General features: G+C 72.2%; 18 protein-coding genes. 9 read left to right on the forward strand and 9 right to left on the reverse strand.

The window, feature by feature from the left end:
* Positions 1–168 precede the first annotated feature (168 nt).
* Positions 169–852, forward strand: coding sequence for an ABC transporter ATP-binding protein (locus tag MB828_RS33775; RefSeq protein ID WP_133025592.1), 684 nt, complete (start codon positions 169–171; stop codon positions 850–852).
* Positions 853–1,143: 291 nt separating this feature from the next.
* On the forward strand, positions 1,144–4,395 hold the full coding sequence (locus MB828_RS33780) for a S8 family peptidase (protein ID WP_430381468.1): 3,252 nt from the start codon (positions 1,144–1,146) through the stop codon (positions 4,393–4,395).
* A gap of 82 nt (positions 4,396–4,477) precedes the next feature.
* On the opposite strand, the gene MB828_RS33785 is transcribed toward MB828_RS33780, so the two are convergent.
* Positions 4,478–5,410 (reverse strand): helix-turn-helix domain-containing protein, encoded by a 933-nt coding sequence (locus tag MB828_RS33785; protein WP_133025590.1) that lies wholly within the window; start codon positions 5,408–5,410, stop codon positions 4,478–4,480.
* Positions 5,411–5,584: 174 nt separating this feature from the next.
* On the opposite strand from MB828_RS33785, the gene MB828_RS33790 reads away from it, so the two are divergent.
* On the forward strand, positions 5,585–6,628 hold the full coding sequence (locus MB828_RS33790) for an NAD(P)-dependent alcohol dehydrogenase (protein WP_133025589.1): 1,044 nt from the start codon (positions 5,585–5,587) through the stop codon (positions 6,626–6,628).
* Here MB828_RS33790 and MB828_RS33795 read toward each other — a convergent pair.
* The 3 genes from MB828_RS33795 to MB828_RS33805 form a co-directional block, all read right to left on the reverse strand.
* Entirely contained in the window at positions 6,595–7,050 is a 456-nt protein-coding gene (locus tag MB828_RS33795) for an iron chelate uptake ABC transporter family permease subunit (RefSeq protein WP_301651498.1), read from the reverse strand. The two genes, MB828_RS33790 and MB828_RS33795, sit on opposite strands and share 34 nt — an antisense overlap.
* A 275-nt stretch (positions 7,051–7,325) precedes the next feature.
* A complete protein-coding gene (locus MB828_RS33800) occupies positions 7,326–8,318 on the reverse strand; it encodes a FecCD family ABC transporter permease (RefSeq protein ID WP_301651499.1) in 993 nt (330 codons plus the stop codon).
* Entirely contained in the window at positions 8,319–9,377 is a 1,059-nt protein-coding gene (locus tag MB828_RS33805; RefSeq protein ID WP_301651500.1) for an ABC transporter substrate-binding protein, read from the reverse strand.
* An 82-nt stretch (positions 9,378–9,459) separates the two neighbouring features.
* Between MB828_RS33805 and MB828_RS33810 the strand changes: the two genes are divergently transcribed.
* Positions 9,460–9,843 (forward strand): VOC family protein, encoded by a 384-nt coding sequence (locus MB828_RS33810; protein ID WP_301651501.1) that lies wholly within the window; start codon positions 9,460–9,462, stop codon positions 9,841–9,843.
* Between the two features lie 18 nt (positions 9,844–9,861).
* Here MB828_RS33810 and MB828_RS33815 read toward each other — a convergent pair whose 3' ends face one another.
* Positions 9,862–10,971 carry a serine hydrolase domain-containing protein gene (locus MB828_RS33815; protein ID WP_301651502.1) on the reverse strand — a complete coding sequence of 370 codons (1,110 nt, stop codon included), beginning with the start codon at positions 10,969–10,971 and terminating at the stop codon, positions 9,862–9,864.
* A gap of 297 nt (positions 10,972–11,268) precedes the next feature.
* Here MB828_RS33815 and msrA point away from each other — a divergent pair, with 297 nt between their 5' ends.
* The 3 genes from msrA (at position 11,269) to MB828_RS33830 (ending at position 13,875) form a co-directional block, all read left to right on the forward strand.
* Entirely contained in the window at positions 11,269–11,781 is a 513-nt protein-coding gene (gene msrA, locus MB828_RS33820) for a peptide-methionine (S)-S-oxide reductase MsrA (protein ID WP_133025584.1), read from the forward strand.
* Positions 11,782–11,873: 92 nt separating this feature from the next.
* Complete coding sequence (locus MB828_RS33825; protein ID WP_301651503.1) at positions 11,874–12,371, forward strand: hypothetical protein; 498 nt, start codon at positions 11,874–11,876, stop codon at positions 12,369–12,371.
* Positions 12,372–12,609: 238 nt separating this feature from the next.
* Positions 12,610–13,875 carry a vanadium-dependent haloperoxidase gene (locus tag MB828_RS33830; protein ID WP_301651504.1) on the forward strand — a complete coding sequence of 422 codons (1,266 nt, stop codon included), beginning with the start codon at positions 12,610–12,612 and terminating at the stop codon, positions 13,873–13,875.
* 50 nt (positions 13,876–13,925) lie between these two features.
* On the opposite strand, the gene MB828_RS33835 is transcribed toward MB828_RS33830, so the two are convergent.
* Complete coding sequence (locus tag MB828_RS33835) at positions 13,926–15,044, reverse strand: hypothetical protein (RefSeq protein WP_301651505.1); 1,119 nt, start codon at positions 15,042–15,044, stop codon at positions 13,926–13,928.
* A 188-nt stretch (positions 15,045–15,232) separates the two neighbouring features.
* Here MB828_RS33835 and MB828_RS33840 point away from each other — a divergent pair, with 188 nt between their 5' ends.
* On the forward strand, positions 15,233–16,387 hold the full coding sequence (locus MB828_RS33840) for a cystathionine gamma-synthase (protein WP_301651506.1): 1,155 nt from the start codon (positions 15,233–15,235) through the stop codon (positions 16,385–16,387).
* 4 nt (positions 16,388–16,391) lie between these two features.
* Here the strand turns inward: MB828_RS33840 and MB828_RS33845 are convergent, their stop codons facing one another.
* From MB828_RS33845 to MB828_RS33855, 3 genes are all read right to left on the reverse strand, one after another.
* Entirely contained in the window at positions 16,392–16,640 is a 249-nt protein-coding gene (locus MB828_RS33845) for a hypothetical protein (protein ID WP_301651507.1), read from the reverse strand.
* On the reverse strand, positions 16,637–17,143 hold the full coding sequence (locus MB828_RS33850; protein WP_301651508.1) for a sigma factor-like helix-turn-helix DNA-binding protein: 507 nt from the start codon (positions 17,141–17,143) through the stop codon (positions 16,637–16,639). The genes MB828_RS33845 and MB828_RS33850 overlap by 4 nt, the downstream gene beginning before the upstream one ends.
* Before the next feature lie 141 nt (positions 17,144–17,284).
* Complete coding sequence (locus MB828_RS33855) at positions 17,285–17,779, reverse strand: MarR family winged helix-turn-helix transcriptional regulator (protein ID WP_133025726.1); 495 nt, start codon at positions 17,777–17,779, stop codon at positions 17,285–17,287.
* Between the two features lie 169 nt (positions 17,780–17,948).
* Between MB828_RS33855 and ilvA the strand changes: the two genes are divergently transcribed.
* Positions 17,949–19,178, forward strand: coding sequence for a threonine ammonia-lyase (ilvA, locus tag MB828_RS33860; RefSeq protein WP_301651509.1), 1,230 nt, complete (start codon positions 17,949–17,951; stop codon positions 19,176–19,178).
* Positions 19,179–19,272: the final 94 nt, after the last annotated feature.

The raw sequence follows: 19,272 nt of genomic DNA on the forward strand, positions 1-19,272 counted from the left end.
TCGCTCGAGCGGGGGGACCCCCATCGCCCTGCGGCACGCCTGCCCGCAGCTATGTAGCTGACGTGACTGCAGCGCCCCGTAAGGGGCGCGGGGAACTGCGCGACCAGCCCCCACCCAACCCGCGGCCGACAACGCACCGCACCACCCCGAAGGAAACCAGGAGCCTCCATGTACGAACTCAGAAACGTCACCAAGGTCTACAGCCGCGGCAAGGACACCGTCCGCGCCCTCGACGGCATCGACCTCACCATCGCCGACGGCGACCGCCTGGTCATCCAGGGCCCCACCGGAGGCGGCAAGTCCACCCTCCTCCAGATGCTCGGCGGCCTGGACCGCCCCACCTCGGGCGAGGTCGTCCTCGACGGCACCGACCTGGCCAAGCTCTCCGAGACGAAGCTCACGGCGGTCCGCAGCGCGAGCATCGGCTTCGTCTTCCAGTCCTTCAACCTGATCCCGACGCTCACCGCCCAGGAGAACGTCGAGACCGCCCTCGTCCCCCTCGGCGTCAAGGCCAAGGACCGCCGGGCGCGCGCCGCCGAGGCGCTCACGTCCGTCGGTCTCGGCGAGCGTCTCGGCCACCTCCCCGGCGAGATGTCCGGCGGCCAGCAGCAGCGCGTCGCCATCGCCCGGGCCTTGGTCAAGCAGCCCAAGGTGCTGCTCGCCGACGAGCCCACCGGCAACCTCGACGAGGGCATGCGCGACGAGATCATGGACGTACTGGAGCGCATGTGGAAGGAGCACGGGCTGACCTTCATCATGGTCACCCACGACTCCGCGATCGCGAAGAAGGCGCCGCGCCTCGCGACCATCCGCAAGGGCAAGATCACCGTCAAGGAGAACGCCGGCGCATAACACCGAAATCCGTTGCCTGACCGCGCGGTTGTGTAACGGTGTCCGCCCCGGCGGGTAACAAATCCCGCGCGCTCTTCTTACTGGTCTCTCATCTATTGAGGCAGCTGATCACCCCCCGGCATACTCCGTGTTCCGGGGGGTTGACGTATGTGCGTACGAGACTTCCCCCGGCCGGGTGAACGGGGAATTCGCCCGGCACACCGTCTCCCAGGGGGAGTCTTGCGCAGACAAGTGAAAAGAGCCGCCGGGGCCACCGTGGCCACGGCCGCAGCCGTCGCCCTCGCCGCGGGCATGACCAGCCCGGCGTCGGCGAAGCCGGAACCGCGAGCCGCCTCGGCCGTCGCCGCGGCCCGCTCTTCGCTCACCGGCAAGCAGCACGTCACTCTGATCACCGGCGACCGGGTCGCCCTCGACGCCAAGGGTCGCGTCGTCGGCCTGGACCGGGCGAAGGGGCGCGAGCACATACCGTTCCGGATCAGCAAGACCGACGGACACACCCTCGTCGTGCCCGGTGACGCCGTGCAGTTGGTGGCCTCCGGGAAGCTGGACCAACGGCTGTTCGACGTCACCGAGTTGAACAAGGCCGCGACCCGCAGGGCGCAGCGGAGCGGCCTGAAGGTCATCGTCGGCTACACCGGTGCCGCCTCCGCGGCCAGGGCCGACGTCCGGGACGCGGGCACCTTGCGGCACAGTCTCAAGGCGCTCAACGCGGACGCCGTGCAGACCCCGGTCAAGGACGCACCCGAGCTGTGGGACGCCGTCACCGACGGCGACAAGGCGGCCGCCGGCATCGCGCACGTCTGGCTGGACGGCGTCCGCAAGGCCAGCCTCGACAAGTCCGTGCCGCAGATCGGCGCACCCACGGCATGGGCGGCCGGGTACAACGGCAAGGGCGTCAAGATCGCCGTCCTGGACACCGGTGTGGACACCACCCACCCGGACCTCAAGGACCAGGTGGTCGCCTCCAAGAACTTCACCACCGCCGCCGACGCCTCCGACCACTTCGGCCACGGCACGCACGTCGCGTCCATCGCGGCCGGCACCGGCGCCAAGTCGCACGGCAAGTACACGGGTGTCGCACCCGGCGCGAAGATCCTCAACGGCAAGGTCCTCGACGACACCGGCTCCGGTGACGACTCCGGGATCCTCGCCGGCATGGAGTGGGCGGCGGCCGAGGGTGCCGACGTCGTCAACCTCAGCCTCGGCGGCTACGACTCCCCGGAGATCGACCCGCTGGAGGCCGAGGTCAACAAGCTCTCCAAGGAGAAGGGCATCCTGTTCGCGATCGCCGCGGGCAACGAGGGCCCCGAGTCGATCGGTTCGCCGGGCAGCGCCGAGTCCGCGCTCACCGTCGGCGCGGTCGACGGCGACGACAAGCTCGCCGACTTCTCCTCCACCGGCCCCGCCGCCGACGGCTCCCTCAAGCCGGACGTCACCGCGCCGGGCGTCGACATCACCGCCGCCGCGGCCAAGGGCAGCGTCATCGACCAGGAGGTCGGCGAGAACCCGCCCGGCTACCTGACCATCTCCGGTACGTCGATGGCCACCCCGCACGTGGCGGGCGCCGCCGCGATCCTCAAGCAGGAGCACCCGGACTGGGGCTACCAGGAGCTGAAGGAGGCCCTGACCGGCTCCGCCAAGGGCGGCAAGTACTCGCCGTTCCAGCAGGGCACGGGCCGGATCGCCGTCGACAAGGCCATCAAGCAGACCGTGCTCGCCGAGCCGTCGTCGGTCAACTTCGGTGTGCAGCAGTGGCCGCACACCGACGACACCCCGGTCACCAAGCAGCTGACCTACCGCAACCTCGGCACCAAGGACGTCACCCTCAGCCTCGCGGCGACCGCCACCGACCCCAAGGGCGCGGCGGCCCCGGTCGGCTTCTTCAAGCTGGGCGCGACCAAGGTGACCGTCCCGGCGGGCGGCACCGCCTCCGTCGACGTCACCGTCAACACGAAGCTGGGCGGCACGCTCGACGGCGGCTACTCGGCGTACGTGACGGCGACCGGCGGCGGCCAGACCGTCCGTACGGCGGCCGCGGTCCAGCGTGAGGTGCAGTCGTACAGCGTGACGGTCAAGCACATCGGGCAGGACGGGAACCCGACCGGCGTCTACAACACCGCTCTGGTCGGCTACGCGGGCCTCGGCAACGGCCGTGCGATCAACGTGCCGGTGTCCGACTCCGGCACCACCACGATCCGGGTGCCGAAGGGCACGTACCTGCTCGACGCCTGGATCGCGAAGGACTTCACCACCTTCGACGGCGGTCTCGACTGGCTGGTCCAGCCGAAGCTGAGCGTGACCAGGGACCTCACGGTCACCGTCGACGCCCGCACCACCAAGGCGTCCGACATCACCGTGCCGGACGCGCAGGCCGAGCCGCACTCCGCGACCATCGACTACATGTACGACCCCGCGGGCGTCGGTTTCGGCGTCGGCTTCGACACCTTCGACAAGATCCGTACCGCGCCGCTGGGCGGCGAGGTCACGGACGGCCTGACCCAGACCTGGAGCGGCCAGTTCACCAAGGGCGCCGACGAGGAGTACGACGTCGCCACCAGCGCCCTGGTCAGGAAGTTCCAGGCCGGCAAGGTCCGGCACTTCAAGGCCGGCGAGCTGGCCACGGTCAGGAACACGGTCGGCGCGTCCGCGCCGGGCAAGACCGGCGCGGTCTCCCCGTGGGGTGTCGTCGGCGAGGACGTCGTCATGGGCGACGCCGTGGAGCAGAAGCTGCCCGGCTCCCGCACCTTCCACCTCTCCACCGTCGACCACGCCCAGTGGGCCTTCGACGCCATGCAGTTCGGCTCCCACGACGCCCAGGGCTTCCCGGTCGCCGACGCCTACTACACCGTCGGGGAAGCGAAGGCCTACCAGGCCGGCAAGACCTACCAGAACACCTTCAACACCGCCGTGTTCGGCCCGCACCTCACGTCCGAGTACGGGCTCTACCGTGACGGCAACCAGATCTACGGCATCGTGCCGCTGTTCTCCGACAGCGCCAAGCACCCCGGGTCCTCCGACTTCCTGTCGGTGAACACCACCCTGTACCGCAACGGCACCAAGGTGGGCTCCAACAAGGACCCGCTGTTCGGCGACGGCATGTTCACCGTGCCGTCGGGCGACGCCGAGTACAAGCTGACCACCTCGGTCATCCGCTCGGTCAAGGTCGCCGCCGCCTCCACCCGGATCGACGCGAGCTGGACCTTCCACTCGAAGAAGCCGAGCAACGGCATACCGGCCAAGCTGCCCGCCTCCACCGTCCACTTCGGCGCCAAGACCGGTCTCGACAGCCGCGTCACGGCGGGCAGCACGGTCACCTTCCCGGTCACCGTCGAGGGTTCGGCCGCCGGCCGCAACCTGAAGTCCCTCACGGTCTACGTGTCGTACGACTACGGCCGGACCTGGAAGAAGCTGACGGTCAGCCACGGCAAGATCACCGTCAAGAACCCGGCCAAGGGCAAGGCCGTCTCGTTCCACGCCAAGATCGCCGACAAGAAGGGCAACCGGTCGACGATCTCGATCTACAACGCGTACTACGCCAAGTGAGCGCGTCAGCCGCCGAGTAGACCTTCGGCGAGCGGCCCGTCGGAAGCGCGGCTTCCGGCGGGCCGTTCCCCGTGCGGGGAGGTCAGGGGGCGGACGGGACCCGGGTCGCGTCCCGGCCCCAGCTGGCCAGCAGCCGCAGCGCCTCTGCCGACGCCGAACCCGGCTCCGCGTGGTACGTGACCAGGGCCTGGTCCGTGTCGTCCGGCATCCGGAACGACTCGTAGTTCAACGACAGCTCACCCACCAGCGAGTGGTGCATCCGCTTCAGCCCGTGGCTCTTCTCCTTGACGTCGTGCGTCGCCCACAGCCGACGGAACTCCTCGCTCTTCACGGAGAGTTCGCCCACCAGCGCGGACAGCCGGGTGTCGTCGGGATAGCAGCCCGCGTCCATCCGCAGCTGGCACACGATGTCGATGGCCTTCTGCTCCCAGTCGACGAAGAGATCACGGTAGTCGGGACGCAGGAACGTCAGCCGCGCCCAGTTGCGCTCCGCGGCCGGCAGCTCCGCCCAGTCGCCGAAGACCGCCGCCGCCAGCCGGTTCCACGCCAGGATCTCCGAGCGCCGCCCCACGATGTACGCGGGCACGCCCTCCATCGCGTCCAGCAGCTGCGCCAGCGGCGCCCGCACCTGCTGGGGCCGCCCCGACGGCTTCTTCTTGTGCTGCTTGCCCTTGGCGAGATGCGTGAGGTGCGCGTGCTCCGCGTCGGAGAGCCGCAGCGCGCGGGCGATGGAATCCAGCACCTCCGCCGACACGTTCCGTCCGTTGCCCTGTTCCAGGCGCGTGTAGTACGCCACCGACACCCCGGCCAGCTGCGCCAGCTCCTCCCGCCTGAGCCCCGGCACCCTGCGATGCCGCCCGAAGTCCGGCAGCCCCACGTCGGCGGGGCGCAGCCGGGCCCGCCGGCTGCGCAGGAACTCGCTCAGCTCGGCACGCCGGTCCAGGGACGGGGAGAGGGACGGAGAGAGGGCCGGCCGGTCCGGGGCCGGGGAGGCGGGCAGGGGGTGGTCTTCCATACCTCCAGTATTCATGGTCGTACGCACCGGAACCTGACCCCGCCAGTGGTAGGCACAGCGGACGTACGCAGAGGCGGGGGCTGGGTGACGGACGTAGCGTGGGGCAGGCTGGAAGCGTGCCCGGAACGGAAGAAGGCAGCCGGGTGCGACGTCATCCCTAGGAGAACCCCCCTCATGTCCACTGTTGCTGCTTACGCCGCGCCCGCCGCCAAGGCACCGCTGGAGCGGACCACGATCGAGCGGCGCGCGGTCGGCGAGTTCGACGTGCTCATCGACGTCGAGTTCGCCGGTATCTGTCACTCCGACATCCACCAGGCCCGCGAGGGCTGGGGTACGGCGATCTTCCCGATGGTGCCCGGTCACGAGATCGCGGGCGTCGTCTCCGAGGTCGGCCCGGGTGTCACCAAGTACGCGGTCGGGGACCGGGTGGGCGTCGGCTGCATGGTCGACTCCTGCCGCGAGTGCGACAACTGCAAGGCCGGTCTCCAGCAGTACTGCACCGGCGGCGGCCCCACCTGGACGTACAACGCCGTCGGCAAGGACGGGCAGCCCACCTACGGCGGTTACTCGCAGAAGATCGTCGTCGACGAGAACTACGTCGTCCGCATCCCGGACGGCCTGTCGCTCGACGTCGCGGCGCCCCTGCTGTGCGCCGGCATCACCACGTACTCCCCCCTCAAGCACTGGAACGCCGGTCCCGGCAAGAAGGTCGCGGTCGTCGGTCTCGGCGGCCTGGGCCACATGGGCGTGAAGATCGCCGCCGCGCTCGGCGCCGAGGTCACCGTCCTGTCCCAGTCCCTGCGCAAGAAGGACGACGGCCTGAAGCTGGGCGCCACGCACTACCGCGCGACCAGCGACCCGAAGACCTTCGAGGAGCTCAAGGGCACCTTCGACATCATCCTCAACACGGTGTCGGCCCCGCTGGACTTCGACGCCTACCTGTCGCTGCTGCGCACCGACGGCGCGATGGTCAACGTCGGCATTCCCGAGGAGCCCGTGCACATCCTGCTCTCCTCCGTCTTCGGCAACCGCCGCAGCCTGAGCAGCTCCGGTATCGGCGGTATCCCGGAGACCCAGGAGATGCTCGACTTCTGCGCCGAGCACGGCCTGGGCGCGGAGATCGAACTCATCAGCGCCGACCAGATCAACGAGGCGTACGAGCGGGTCGTCAACAGCGACGTCCGCTACCGCTTCGTGATCGACACCGCGACGATCTGAGTCAGCGCGCCCGTCCGCGGCCCAGCAGGTACAGCAGACAGGGACCGCCGACCAGGGAGGTCAGCGCACCCACCGGGATCTCCAGCCACGGTCGCGGCGGCGGCGCCGTGTCCCACGCCGATGACATCCGGGCTGGCGAGCGGGTTCCGGGTGACGGTCTGCACGAGGGCTCCGGCGAGGCCGAGGGCTGTGCCGACGAGGGCGCCGAGGACGATACGGGGGACGCGGAGTTCGCCGACGACCAGGGCGTACGGGGTCTGGTCGCCGCGGATCGTGCGCCAGACGTCCGGGGGCGGGACGTAGGTCTGGCCGAGGGAGGCGGAGGCGGCCATGACGGCGGCGAGGAGCACGAGCAGCCCGAGGACAACAGCCGGCGACCGCCTGTGCAGGAGCAGAGAGAAGCGGGGGTGAGGGCGGAGCACGTACGCCCCTGCGGGCCGGCGGGACCGGAGCACGGCGACTGCGAGCCGACGGGGGCGGTGCACGGTGACTGCGAGCCAGCGGGACCGGAGCACGGCGACTGCGGGCCGGTGGGGGCTTGTCGCGCAGTTCCCCGCGCCCCTGGCGGGGCGCTGCACTCGCGCCTCTGTCTGAGCCGCGGGCAGTCGTGCCGCTTGGGCGGCACGGGTGGGCGCGGGCGGCACTCTGTCAGCGCCGGTAAGCGTCCCCGCCCGCCAGCCCTTACCCCGGGTGTGCCTCACGTCGCGGTGCCTTTCCTTCGTACCAGGGTCACCAGTACCGGCACCCCCACCAGCGCCGTCATCACGCCCGCCGGCACCTCCGCGGGGGCCCGCACCACTCGGCCCAGTACATCGGCGGCCACAAGAAGACCCGCTCCCAGCAGCGTCGACAGCGGCAGCACCCGTCCGTACCCGCCGCTCCTGACCAGCCTCCGTGCCAGATGCGGCACCACCAGGCCCACGAACGCGATCGGGCCGGCCGCGGCCACCGCGGCGGCGGTCAGCAGGGTCGCGCCCAGCGCCGCGCACCCCCGGACCACATGCACCCGGTGCCCGAGCGCGCGGGCCGTCTCGTCGCCCAGGGCCAGCGCGTCGAGACCGCGTGCGCACGACAGGACCAGTACGGCGCCCGCCGCCAGGAACGGCAGCATCCGTACGACCGTCCCCGCGTCCCGGCCGCTGAGCGCCCCCACCTGCCAGAACCGGAACTGGTCGAGGGTCGCCGAGCTGGAGGTGAGGACCACCGTCGTGGCGCCCGCGGTCATCGCGGACAGGGCGGTGCCGGCGAGCGCCAGCTTCACGGGCGACGCCCCGCCCCGGCCGCGCGCGGCGACGCCGTAGACCAGGCACGCGGCGACGACCGCGCCGGTGAAGGCGTACCAGACGTACGCCCCGAAGCCGTACGCGGCGCCCCCGAGGACGATGGCCAGCACGACGCCCGCCGCCGCGCCCTGGCTCAGTCCGAGGATGCCGGGGTCGGCGAGCGGGTTGCGGGTGACGGCCTGGAGTGTGGCTCCGGCGAGGCCGAGCGCGGCGCCCGCGGTGAGGCCGATCCCGGTGCGGGGGAGCCGCAGGGACCGTACGACCAGGGCGTCGGGCGAGGTGCCGCCGTGCAGCAGGGCGTCGAACACGGTGGCGGGCGGCACGGCACGGGTGCCGACGGCGAGGCTGAGCACGGCGACGACGGCCACCGCGAGGGTGGCTGTCGGCCAGACGAGGGCGCGGCGCACTTACCGGAGGTGCTCGGCGAGCTGTCGTACGACCAGCCGCGCGGCCGTGGGGCCGGCGTTGAGGTACCAGGGGTCGTCGTCGACCTGGACGGCGTGACCGGCGCGCACCGCCTTCATCGACTTCCAGAGCGGGCCCGCCAGAGTGCTCCCGGCGTCCGTCTTCGCGGGGTCGCCCTGCACCGAGTAGAAGATCCAGTCGCCGTCGGCGGTGTCGACCTTCTCGGCGCTGATGTCCTGCGAGATGGCGGTGAACCGCTGGGACGCGGGGCGGGCGAGGCCCATGTCGACGGCGATCGAACCGGTGAAGGAGGAGACGCCGAACATCCGGGTCCGGTCGGGGGTGAAGCGGACCATCGACACGGTGGTGGAGCCGTTCAGGGCCGACCCGCTCGCCTTGGCGCCGCGGACGATGCCGTCGAGGAGTTCCCGTGCCTGCTGCCCTTTGCCGACGGCGTCGCCGACCAGCAACAGGTCGCGCTTCCAGTTGATGCCCTGGCCCGCGGTGACCACGGTGGGCGCGATCTTCGACAGCTGGGGGTAGAGGTCGCCGAGCGAGTCGTTGACCAGGATCAGGTCGGGCCTGGCGGCGGCCAGGGACTCCAGGTTGGGGGACTGGCGGGTGCCCGCGTCGGTCATCGCCGCGAGCTTCCGCTTGTACTGCGGGAAGGCCTCGGCGAGGTAGCCGGGGACCAGGCCGGCGTTCTCGGCGCGGGTGCCGGCGGCCGGAACGATGCCGAGGGCCAGCAGGTCGTCGAGCTGGCCGGTGCTGAGTACCGCGATCCGCTCCGGCCGTGCCCCGATGGTGGTGCTGCCCTCGAAGTGGGTCACCGTACGCGGGAAGTTGCCGTCGGTGGCGTTGTCGGAGCCCATGCCGTCGGCGAGGGCGCTCGGTGCGGCGGCGGGGCCCTCGGAGGCGCCGGCGACCTTGTTCACGGCCCCGTCGGCGTGGGCGGCGGCACGGTCGTCGCCGGTGGCGGAGGAGCCGCAGCCGGCCAGCAGGGCGCCCACCACGGACACGGCGGACACGGCCAGGACGGCCCTCGATCTCGACGCACGCACGACTGGCCCTCCCGATCATCGACTAAGGCAAGCCTTACCTTAACCGGTGCCGGGAGTACGTTGGACGGGAGGAGGTCCCACGATGACCGTGAACCTGAACCACACCATCGTCGCCGCTCACGACAGGCACGCGTCGGCGAGGTTCCTCGCCGACATCCTCGGTCTCGAAGTCAGCCCGGAATACGGTCCGTTCGTCCCCGTCGCACTGCCGAACGGCGTCACCCTCGACTACATGGACAGCCCCGGCGAGATCCCGCCGCAGCACTACGCCTTCCTGGTCTCCGAGGACGACTTCGACGCGATCTTCGGCCGGGTCCGGGAGGCCGGCATCGGCTACTGGGCCGACCCGCACCACAGCCGCCCCGGCGAGATCAACCACAACGACGGCGGCCGCGGCACCTACTTCGACGACCCCGACGGCCACCGGCTGGAGATCCTCACCCGCCCCTACGGCAGCGGCGGCTGACCGACGGGCCGGGGCGGATCAGGCGCGGAGCCCCTTGAGGCCGTCCTGGGCGGCCATGACCAGTTCGACACCGCGGTTGTCGGCGGCGGGCTCGCGCATCTGGTTCGTCACGTAGGCCATCGCCAGCCGTTCCTCCGGGTCGACCCAGACGAGGGCGCCGCCCCAGCCGCCCCAGCCGAGCGCGTTGCCGAAGAGGCCGTACCCGAGGCCGTACCGGCACGGCATGCCGAGGATCCGGTCCATGCCCTCGAACTGCACCTCGCGTGCCCGTTCGCAGCCCTCCGGGGACAGCACCCGCACTCCGCCGACGGTTCCGCCGCAGGCCAGCAGGGACTGGACCAGGGCGACCGAACGGGCGTTGCCGAAGCCGCCGGCCGCGGGGATCTGCGCCCGGCGCCAGGCGAGGCTGTTGCCGTCCCGGACCCGGAGCGCGGTGGCGGCGGAGGGCGCCGTCGCGTCCCGGCCCGGCGCACTGGCCGTGTAGTCCTCGTCCGCCCCCGGCGGCGGCACGGTGAGCGCCACCCGCCCGTCGTGCTCGGCCCCCAGCCCGACATGGAAGTCGGCGCCGAGCGGCCCGGCCACCTCGGCGGCGAAGAACTCGCCCACGGTCCGCCCGGTGATCCGGCGCACCACCTCACCCACCAGGAACCCCTGGGTGAGCGAGTGGTAGCCGGCCGCGGTCCCCGGCTCCCACCGCGGGGCCTGGCCGGCGAGCCGCGCCGTGGCGGCCGTCCAGTCGTACAGCTCCTCGATGGGCCCCTCCCAGTCGGGCAGCCCGGCGGTGTGCGACAACAGGTGCCGCACCAGCACGTTCTCCTTGCCGGCCGCGGCGAACCCGGGCCAGTAGCGGGCCACCGGCGCGTCCGGCTCCAGCTCACCCCGGTCGACCAGGACGAGCGCGCAGAGCGCGGTTATCGTCTTCGTCACGGAGAACACGTTGACGATCGTGTCCCGCTCCCACGGCCGCGCCCGCCCGGCGTCGGCGAACCCGCCCCACACGTCCACCACGGGAGCCCCGTCCACGAAGACGGCGACGGCACCTCCCACGTCCCCGTCGTCCAGCAGCCCGGACAGAAACCGGGGCACAGCGGCGAACAACTCGTCGTACGACCCATGGATGTCGGCCATGACCGCCATTCAGCCGCCCGACCCGCCCCGAGGCAACCGATTTTCCCGGCACGGCGACCCGGTGATCCGCAACCGGAACCGCCCCGGATCCGACGGCGCGCCGGCGGACCTGGACGCGGCATGGCAGGCCGACCCTGGGAACGCGGGGACTCTGGTGCGGCGGGCGTTGTCAGCCAGGGTCCGTGGCCGGCGAGCGGAGGTGCGCGCACCGGTCGGAGGCGGAATCGCTCGGGGCCTTCGGGTGTTGAGCTGAGTGGTCGTGACCGCGTGGGCACGACAGAAAGAGGAGGAGTCGCGATGGCTGCGCAGACGCAGAGGGCCGTGCTGGCGGGCGGATGCTTCTGGGGGATGCAGGACCTGATCCGCAAGCTCCCGGGCGTGACCGCGACCCGGGTCGGCTACACCGGGGGTGACGTGCCGAACGCGACGTACCGTAACCACGGCACGCACGCGGAGGCCATCGAGATCCTCTTCGACCCCGAGCAGACCGACTACCGCGCGATCCTGGAGTTCTTCTTCCAGATCCACGACCCGAGCACCAGGAACCGCCAGGGCAACGACATCGGCCTCAGCTACCGCTCGGCGATCTACTACACGGACGACGAGCAGAAGCGGGTCGCCGAGGACACCATCGCCGACGTGGACGCCTCCGGGCTGTGGCCGGGCAAGGTCGTCACCGAGGTGGAGCCGGTGGGCCCCTTCTGGGAGGCCGAGCCCGAGCACCAGGACTACCTGGAGCGTTACCCCAACGGCTACACCTGCCACTTCCCGCGCCCGGGCTGGCGCCTGCCCGCCCGTACGCAGGGCTGAGCCGGGTGTCCTGAGGGGGGCGGCGCGAGCCGTGGCGGGGGCGGTGCCCACCCGGCGCGGGTGCCGTCCCCGCCGGCTGGCACACTCTCGCCATGGACACCACACCCGAGCGGATAAGTGCCCGGACCGCGGCGGCGTGGACCGTCGCCCTCGCGGTCCTCGGCGGGATCACCGGCTACGTGTGGGACGGGCCGTTCCTCGCGGTCGCCTGCGCCATCTCCCTGGGAGGCGGCGGAGCGCTGGGTTCGGTGCTGTCCCGCCGGCACATGATCGCGACCATCCGGGAGGGCCAGGGCAGGGCGGCGGCGCTCGGCTACGCCGACGGGATCGCGGACATGATGGTGCTCGGGATATCGGCGTACCGCGCCGCCGTCTTCCCGTTGTCGGGCCCCGACGCGGTGGACTCCGCCGAGCGCCGGGCCCGCCGCAACGCCGCCTACCGGCTCACGGCCGCCGACGGTCTTCCCCACCCGGTCCGCGCCGCCGCGGCCGCCGCCCTCGCCGCGATCGACGACCGGCGCGACGACGAGAGCGAGTCCGCTCTGGCCGACCTGATGAAGACCGTCCAGGAACAGCGCCGCGAGGCCTGACCCCGGAGCGGGCGAGGGCGCGAGACGTCCGCCCGGTTTGCGGCGAGTTGTCTTGATCGTGGAGTGGCGCGTTGCTATGCCTTGGGCACTCGACTCCAGTGAGGACGACGTGTACCAAGAGCCCTCTCCTCCCGTTCGACCGCGTTCTCGTGTCCGGGGATTCGTCTGCGCCGTCGCGGCCGCCGCCCTCGTGACGCTCACCGCCGCGGCGCCCCCTCCCGTCGTGGATACCCGGGGCGTGGCGGACCCGGCAGCCGTGGTCCGCGACTGGAACGCCGTCGCCACCGACACGATCAAGGCCGGTCTCGGCCCCCGCCCCTCCGGGCAGGCGGCCGTCTGGGAGGGGTTCGTCTCCGTCGCGGTGTACAACGCCGTGGTGGGGATCGAGGGGGGCTACGCCCTCTACAAATGGCACGAGCGCGGTCCGGCCGGGGCCTCCTCCGCGGCGGCCGCCGCCACCGCGGCCCACGACGTGCTGCTCACCTTGTTCCCTGCCTTCGGGGCGCGGCTCGACACCGCCTACGCGGACACGCTCGCCGCCCTGCCGGCCGGCCAGGCCACGGACCGCGGCGTCGACTACGGACGACGCGCCGCCGCCCGCGTCATCGAACTCCGCGAAGGGGACGGACGGTTCGCGGACGTTCCGTTCACCGCCGCCCCGGCACCGGGGGTCTGGCGGCCCACCCCGCCCGCGTTCCAGCCCTTCATCGACACCTGGCTCGCCAGGCTCCGCCCTCTCCTGCTCGTCTCCCCGCAGCAGTTCCGCCCCGGCGGACCTCCCGCCCTGTCCTCGGCCGCCTACGCCCGGGACATCCAGGAGCTGAAGGCGATGGGCGCGAAGACCGGCTCGGACCGGAGCGCGCGGCAGACCGAGACCGCCCTCTTCTTCAGCGGCAACCTGGTCGAACAGGTCGAGACAGCCGTACGGGACCACGCCGCCCGGCACCGGCTCGGCGTCGCCGAGACGGCCCGGCTGTTCGCCGCGGTGAACGCGTCCGCGACCGACGCCGTGGTCACGGCATGGGACGCCAAGCTCCACTACGCCTCCTGGCGGCCGGTCACCGCCATCCGCCTCGCCGACACCGACGGCAACCCCGCGACGACGGCGGACCCCGCCTGGGAGCCGCTGCTCGTCACCCCGCCGCACCCGGACCACGTCGCCGGCCACACCACCGTCGCCGCCGCCGTGGCACGCGCCCTGACCGGCGTCCTCGGCACCTCGCACATCGACCTTCACGTCCCGTCCGACGTCACCGGCACCACGCGGTTCTACGGGTCCGCTGACGATCTCGACCGGGACGTCGTCGACGCCCGGGTGTGGGGCGGCGTCCACTCCCGCACGGCGGACGTGGCCGGCTGCCGGGCCGGCGCCCGCCTGGCCGCCTGGGCCCTGGACCACTACTTCCAGCCGGTCGCCGGAGACGGCACCCACCCGTCCCCGCCGGCGCGAACGCCCCGGCAGGGCGGCCTCGCCGAGCCGAGGTGCGGCGGCGCCAGGGACTGAACCACGGAGCGGAACCAGGCGTGCGGGATGCTCAGCTCCGCAGGGTCGCCTCAGCTCCGCAGCGTCGCCGGGTTCCCGCCGTTCGCCTCGTAGCCGGCCACCGCGAGCGCGCGGTAGAGGGCGAACTCGGCTGCCGGGTTCGCCGACAGCGTCCACGGCAGGGCCCCCACGTGCCCGTCCACGCTCACCAGCTCACCCATGGCTTCCGACCAGCGCTCGGAGCGCACCAGGAAGAAGACCAGCAGGTGCCGGACGTGGGCGAGCATCGGGTCGTCCTGGCGGGCCGCGTGCACGGCGTGCAGGGCGCCGTGGACCGCCTTGGTGACGACCTCGCTCTGGTAGAAGCCCGCCACCAGGTTGACCTCGGGCAGGTGCTCGAAGACGGCGAACAACGGCAGCGCGGCCAGCAGTGAGCCCCGCGGGGCACGGGCGGCGGCGGCCTCCGCGAAGGAGTACGCCAGCTCGCGTGAACCGTGCCACTTCTCGCACCAGTAGTGCAGGGCCGCCAGATGCGCCCCCATGTGCGTGGGCGCGCGGTCCAGGATCTTCAGCCACAGCTTCTCGAACTCGGGCTGCGAGTAGTTCAGCCCGCGCGCCACCGACAGCTCGGTGACGTACGGCACCGGGTCGCCGGGGGACAGCAGCGCCGCCTGCCCGCAGGCGTCCCTGGCCTCCTCCATGATGATCCGGAAGTCGTCGGTGCCCGGTGTCGACGTCCGCCACGCCTGCTGCGCCAGGAACTCCGCGTGCACGGCGGCGCCGCCCGCGTCCTTGGGCTGCTCGGCCCGCCACACCCGCAGCCACTGGCCGCCCGGTGTCTCGCTGACCCCGCCCGGCCGCTCCTTGAGCTCCAGGGCCGCCGCGCCGGCGAAGGCCTGGACCCGCTGCCAGCGCACCTCACCCGTGATCTCCGTGCCCGCGAGCAGCTGCGCGGCCGCCCGGTAGTCCTGGGTGCGCTGCACGACGTCGAGGACGTCGAGCAGGTCCTGGTCGGGGCCGGGCAGGCGGACGTCCAGGTCCTCCTCGCGCACGAATCCGTAGTCCGCCGGGTCGGCGGCGTCCGGGTGGCTCGGGTGGACCCGCTCGATCACGCCGCGCCGCCGCCGCAGGACGGGGAGCAGCGCGAAGCTCAGCAGGAGCAGCGCCATCAGGGTCCAGAGAATCGCCATGCGTCAAGCGAACCAGACGGCGCCGACAATTGGCCAACCGGTCCCGTGGCTTGTGGACAACCGGTCCCGTGGCCTGTGGACAACGGGTGTCGTGCCCTGTGGTCAACCCGTGCCGTGGTCTGTGGACCACCGGCGGCGCGCCCGGTGCAAAACGCGCCGGGCGCGCGGGAGCACTAGGCTCACTACTCATGAGCGACAGGCACATCAGTCAGCACTTCGAGACCCTCGCCATCCACGCGGGCAACACGGCGGACCCCCTCACCGGCGCGGTCGTACCGCCGATCTACCAGGTCTCGACCTACAAGCAGGACGGCGTCGGCGGCCTGCGCGGTGGCTACGAGTACAGCCGTAGCGCCAATCCCACCAGGACCGCCCTGGAGGAGAACCTCGCCGCGCTGGAGGGCGGGCGCCGCGGGCTGGCGTTCGCGTCCGGCCTGGCGGCCGAGGACGCCCTGCTGCGCACGCTGCTCAGCCCCGGCGACCACGTGGTCATCCCGAACGACGCCTACGGCGGCACGTTCCGGCTGTTCGCGAAGGTCGTCTCCCGGTGGGGCGTGGAGTGGTCGGTCGCCGACACCAGCGACCCGGCCGCCGTGCGCGCCGCGATCACCCCGAAGACCAAGGCGGTCTGGGTGGAGACCCCCTCCAACCCGCTGCTGGGCATCACCGACATCGCCGCCGTCGCCCAGGTCGCGCACGACGCGGGCGCCCGGCTCGTCGTCGACAACACCTTCGCCACGCCGTACCTCCAGCAGCCGCTCTCCCTCGGCGCGGACGTGGTCGTGCACTCCCTGACGAAGTACATGGGCGGTCACTCGGACGTGGTCGGCGGTGCGCTGATCGTGTCGGACCAGACGCTGGGCGAGGAGCTGGCCTACCACCAGAACGCCATGGGCGCGGTCGCCGGGCCGTTCGACTCCTGGCTGGTGCTGCGCGGCACCAAGACGCTCGCGGTGCGCATGGACCGGCACAGCGAGAACGCCACCCGGATCGCCGACATGCTGAGCCGGCACGCGCGCGTGACGCGTGTCCTCTACCCGGGCCTGCCCGAGCACCCTGGGCACGAGACCGCCGCCAAGCAGATGAAGGCCTTCGGCGGCATGGTCTCCTTCCAGGTCGAGGGCGGTGAGGAGGCGGCCGTCGAGGTCTGCAACCGCGCCAAGGTCTTCACCCTCGGCGAGTCCCTGGGCGGGGTCGAGTCGCTGATCGAGCACCCGGGACGGATGACGCACGCGTCGGTGGCGGGCTCCGCCCTGGAGGTGCCCGCCGACCTGGTGCGGCTGTCCGTGGGCATCGAGAACGTCGAAGACCTGCTGGAAGACCTGAGGCAGGCGCTCGGCTGACCGGTCACCAGTCGGTGACGGGCGGGGTCGTCGTGGACGGCGGCTCCGCCCACGGGTGGACGGTGGCCGCCCACACGGTGAACGCCACCGCGGCCGCGCACAGCAGCAGCCACAGCAGCCTGCGGGCCCTGCGCCTGCGCCGCAGCATGCGGCCGCCCCGCCGCAGCACCTCGCCGTAGAGGTCGGGCGGTACCGGGGGCGGGGTGCGCTCCATGAGCCGGCGGGCGGCCGCCTCGCGCTCGATCCGGTTCACGACGGTGCCGGCTTCGCTCCTAGGAGCGTGCGCGCCGCCCTGCGGGGCGGGTGCAGCAGGGTGGCCGTCGCCCGGTCACAGAGCAGGCGCACGCGTTCCGTGGGCAGGCCCAGCAGCGCCGCCGTCTGCTCCTCGGCGACCCCCTCGTACAGCCGCAGCACCAGGATCAGACGTTCCTGCGGGGTGAGCGCGGCGAGCGTGGTGCCGGGGTGCGGGCGGGCGCGGCTCAGCGGACCGCCGTACTGGTGCCAGGCGGAGTTCGCGAAGCGCAGGGCGAGGTGCTGGCGGGCGCGGTCGTACGGGTCGTCGCCGCGCAGCCGGTCCCAGCCCGCGTAGGTGTGCGCGAGGGCGAGGGTCAGCAGGCGCCGGGCGCGCGGGTTGGCGTCCGGGGTCTCGGCGGTCAGCAGGGTGGCGGCATGCAGGAGCCGTCCGGCCGCGCCCGCGACGAACGCCTCGAACTCCCGGGCCCGGCGGGCATCCTGGGACGCCTGCCGATCACGCACCGCGCCTCCCCCTCCGCGGGACCCCCGACACGGGTACGACGGGCCCCGGTCTCATATGAGGCCAGGGCCGGGCCCTCGGTCAAGAGCCGCGCACCACGCGCGCGGGACGGATGTTCCCGGCAGGCCCCGGCGCCCGTCGGTTCAGGAGGCCGGCGGGGCGTCCGTCACCGGTGTCACGGACATCCGGGCGGACAGGGCGCTGTTGAAGCGGGTCAGCAGGGCACAGAACGTCTCGCGTTCCTGCGGTTCCCAGTCCTGGGTCAGCTCCGCCATCAACTGGCGCCGCGAGGAACGGACTTCCTCCAGCCGGGACAGCCCGCGCGGGGACAGCTGGAGCACCACGGCCCGGCCGTCCTCGGGGTGCGAGGTGCGCTTGACGAGCCCGGTGTCGACCAGCGGAGCCACCTGCCGGGTGACCGTCGAGGAGTCGATCCCCATGCTCGCCGCGAGTGCCTTGACCCCCATGGGGCCTTCCTTGTCGAGCCGGTTGAGCAGCAGGTACGCGGCACGGTCCATGGAGTTGCGCACCTGCCCGACACCGCCGAGCCGAGTCTGTTCGGCACGGCGGGCGAACACCGCCACCTCGTGCTGCAGCGTGTCGAGTAGACCGGTGTCACCGACGGTCGTCATGTCCATCGACATTTCAGGTGTTGTGGGCATGGCCGGGGGCTCACTTCATGAAGAGTGCTGGAGTGTGGGGGACAGAGTACGCGGACAGGGGGCGAGCCGTACCGGCGCTGCGCAAACCGGTCTCGGAGCTTGGTCACACCCGCGCCTTCGGCCGGTGAACTGCGAGACTCGAGTCATGAGCTACAGCACGGCTGACTCCTTGCGCTCCGTGACCCTCGACGACGTGCGCGGCGCCCAGAAGATGCTCACGGGCGTCGCGCGGACGACCGCGATGGAGGGCAGCAGACACCTGTCCCAGCTGGTCGGGTCGCCGGTGCACCTCAAGTGCGAGAACCTCCAGCGGACCGGTTCGTTCAAGCTGCGCGGCGCCTACGTCCGGATCGCCGGGCTGCTGCCCGAGGAGCGTGCCGCCGGGGTGGTGGCCGCCAGCGCCGGGAACCACGCGCAGGGCGTGGCGCTGGCCTCGTCGCTGCTCGGGGTGCACTCGACGGTGTTCATGCCCGACGGCGCGCCCCTGCCCAAGATCAGCGCGACCCGGCACTACGGCGCCGAGGTACGGCTGCACGGCCAGGTGGTCGACGAGACGCTGGCCGCCGCCCAGGAGTACGCGGCCGAGACCGGCGCGGTGTTCATCCACCCCTTCGACCATCCCGACGTCATCGCGGGTCAGGGCACGGTCGGCCTGGAGATCCTGGACCAGTGCCCGGAGGTGGGCACGATCGTGGTCGGGATGGGCGGCGGCGGTCTCGCGGCCGGGATCGCGGTCGCGGTGAAGTCGATCAGGCCGGACGTGCGGATCGTCGGCGTCCAGGCGGCGGGCGCGGCCGCGTACCCGCCCTCGCTGGCGGCCGGGCACCCGGTGACGGTGGCGAACCCGGCGACGATGGCCGACGGCATCAAAGTGGGACGGCCCGGTGACGTGCCGTTCGCGATCGTCAGGGAGCTGGTCGACGAGGTCCGTACGGTCGGTGAGGACCAGCTCTCCGCCGCGCTGCTGCTGTGCCTGGAGCGGGCCAAGCTGGTGGTGGAACCGGCCGGCGCGGGTCCGGTGGCGGCGCTGCTGGCCGAGCCCGGCGCCTTCGCCGGACCGGTCGTCGCGGTGCTGTCCGGCGGCAACGTCGATCCGGTGCTGATGCAGCGCGTGCTGCGGCACGGCATGTCCGCGCAGGGCCGCTACCTGGCCGTACGGCTGCGGCTGACCGACCGGCCCGGGGCCCTCGCCACGCTGCTCGGGGTGCTGTCGGCGGCCGACGCCAACGTCCTCGACGTGAGTCACGTCCGGACCGACCCCCGGCTGGGGCTGTCCGAGGCGGAGGTGGAACTGCACCTGGAGACCAAGGGGCCGGCGCACTGCACGGAGGTCGGCCAGGCCCTGCGCGAGGCGGGTTACCCGGTCATCGACTGAGCAGCCGATTCTCCCGACGAGACGAAAACCCCAGGTCAGAAACCAGTTATTCACTCGTTCGGGAAAATCCGTCGACGGACGCGATACATCGCGT

Origin of the sequence: Streptomyces arenae (assembly GCF_022343545.1) — a bacterium.
Lineage (GTDB): Bacteria > Actinomycetota > Actinomycetes > Streptomycetales > Streptomycetaceae > Streptomyces > Streptomyces humi.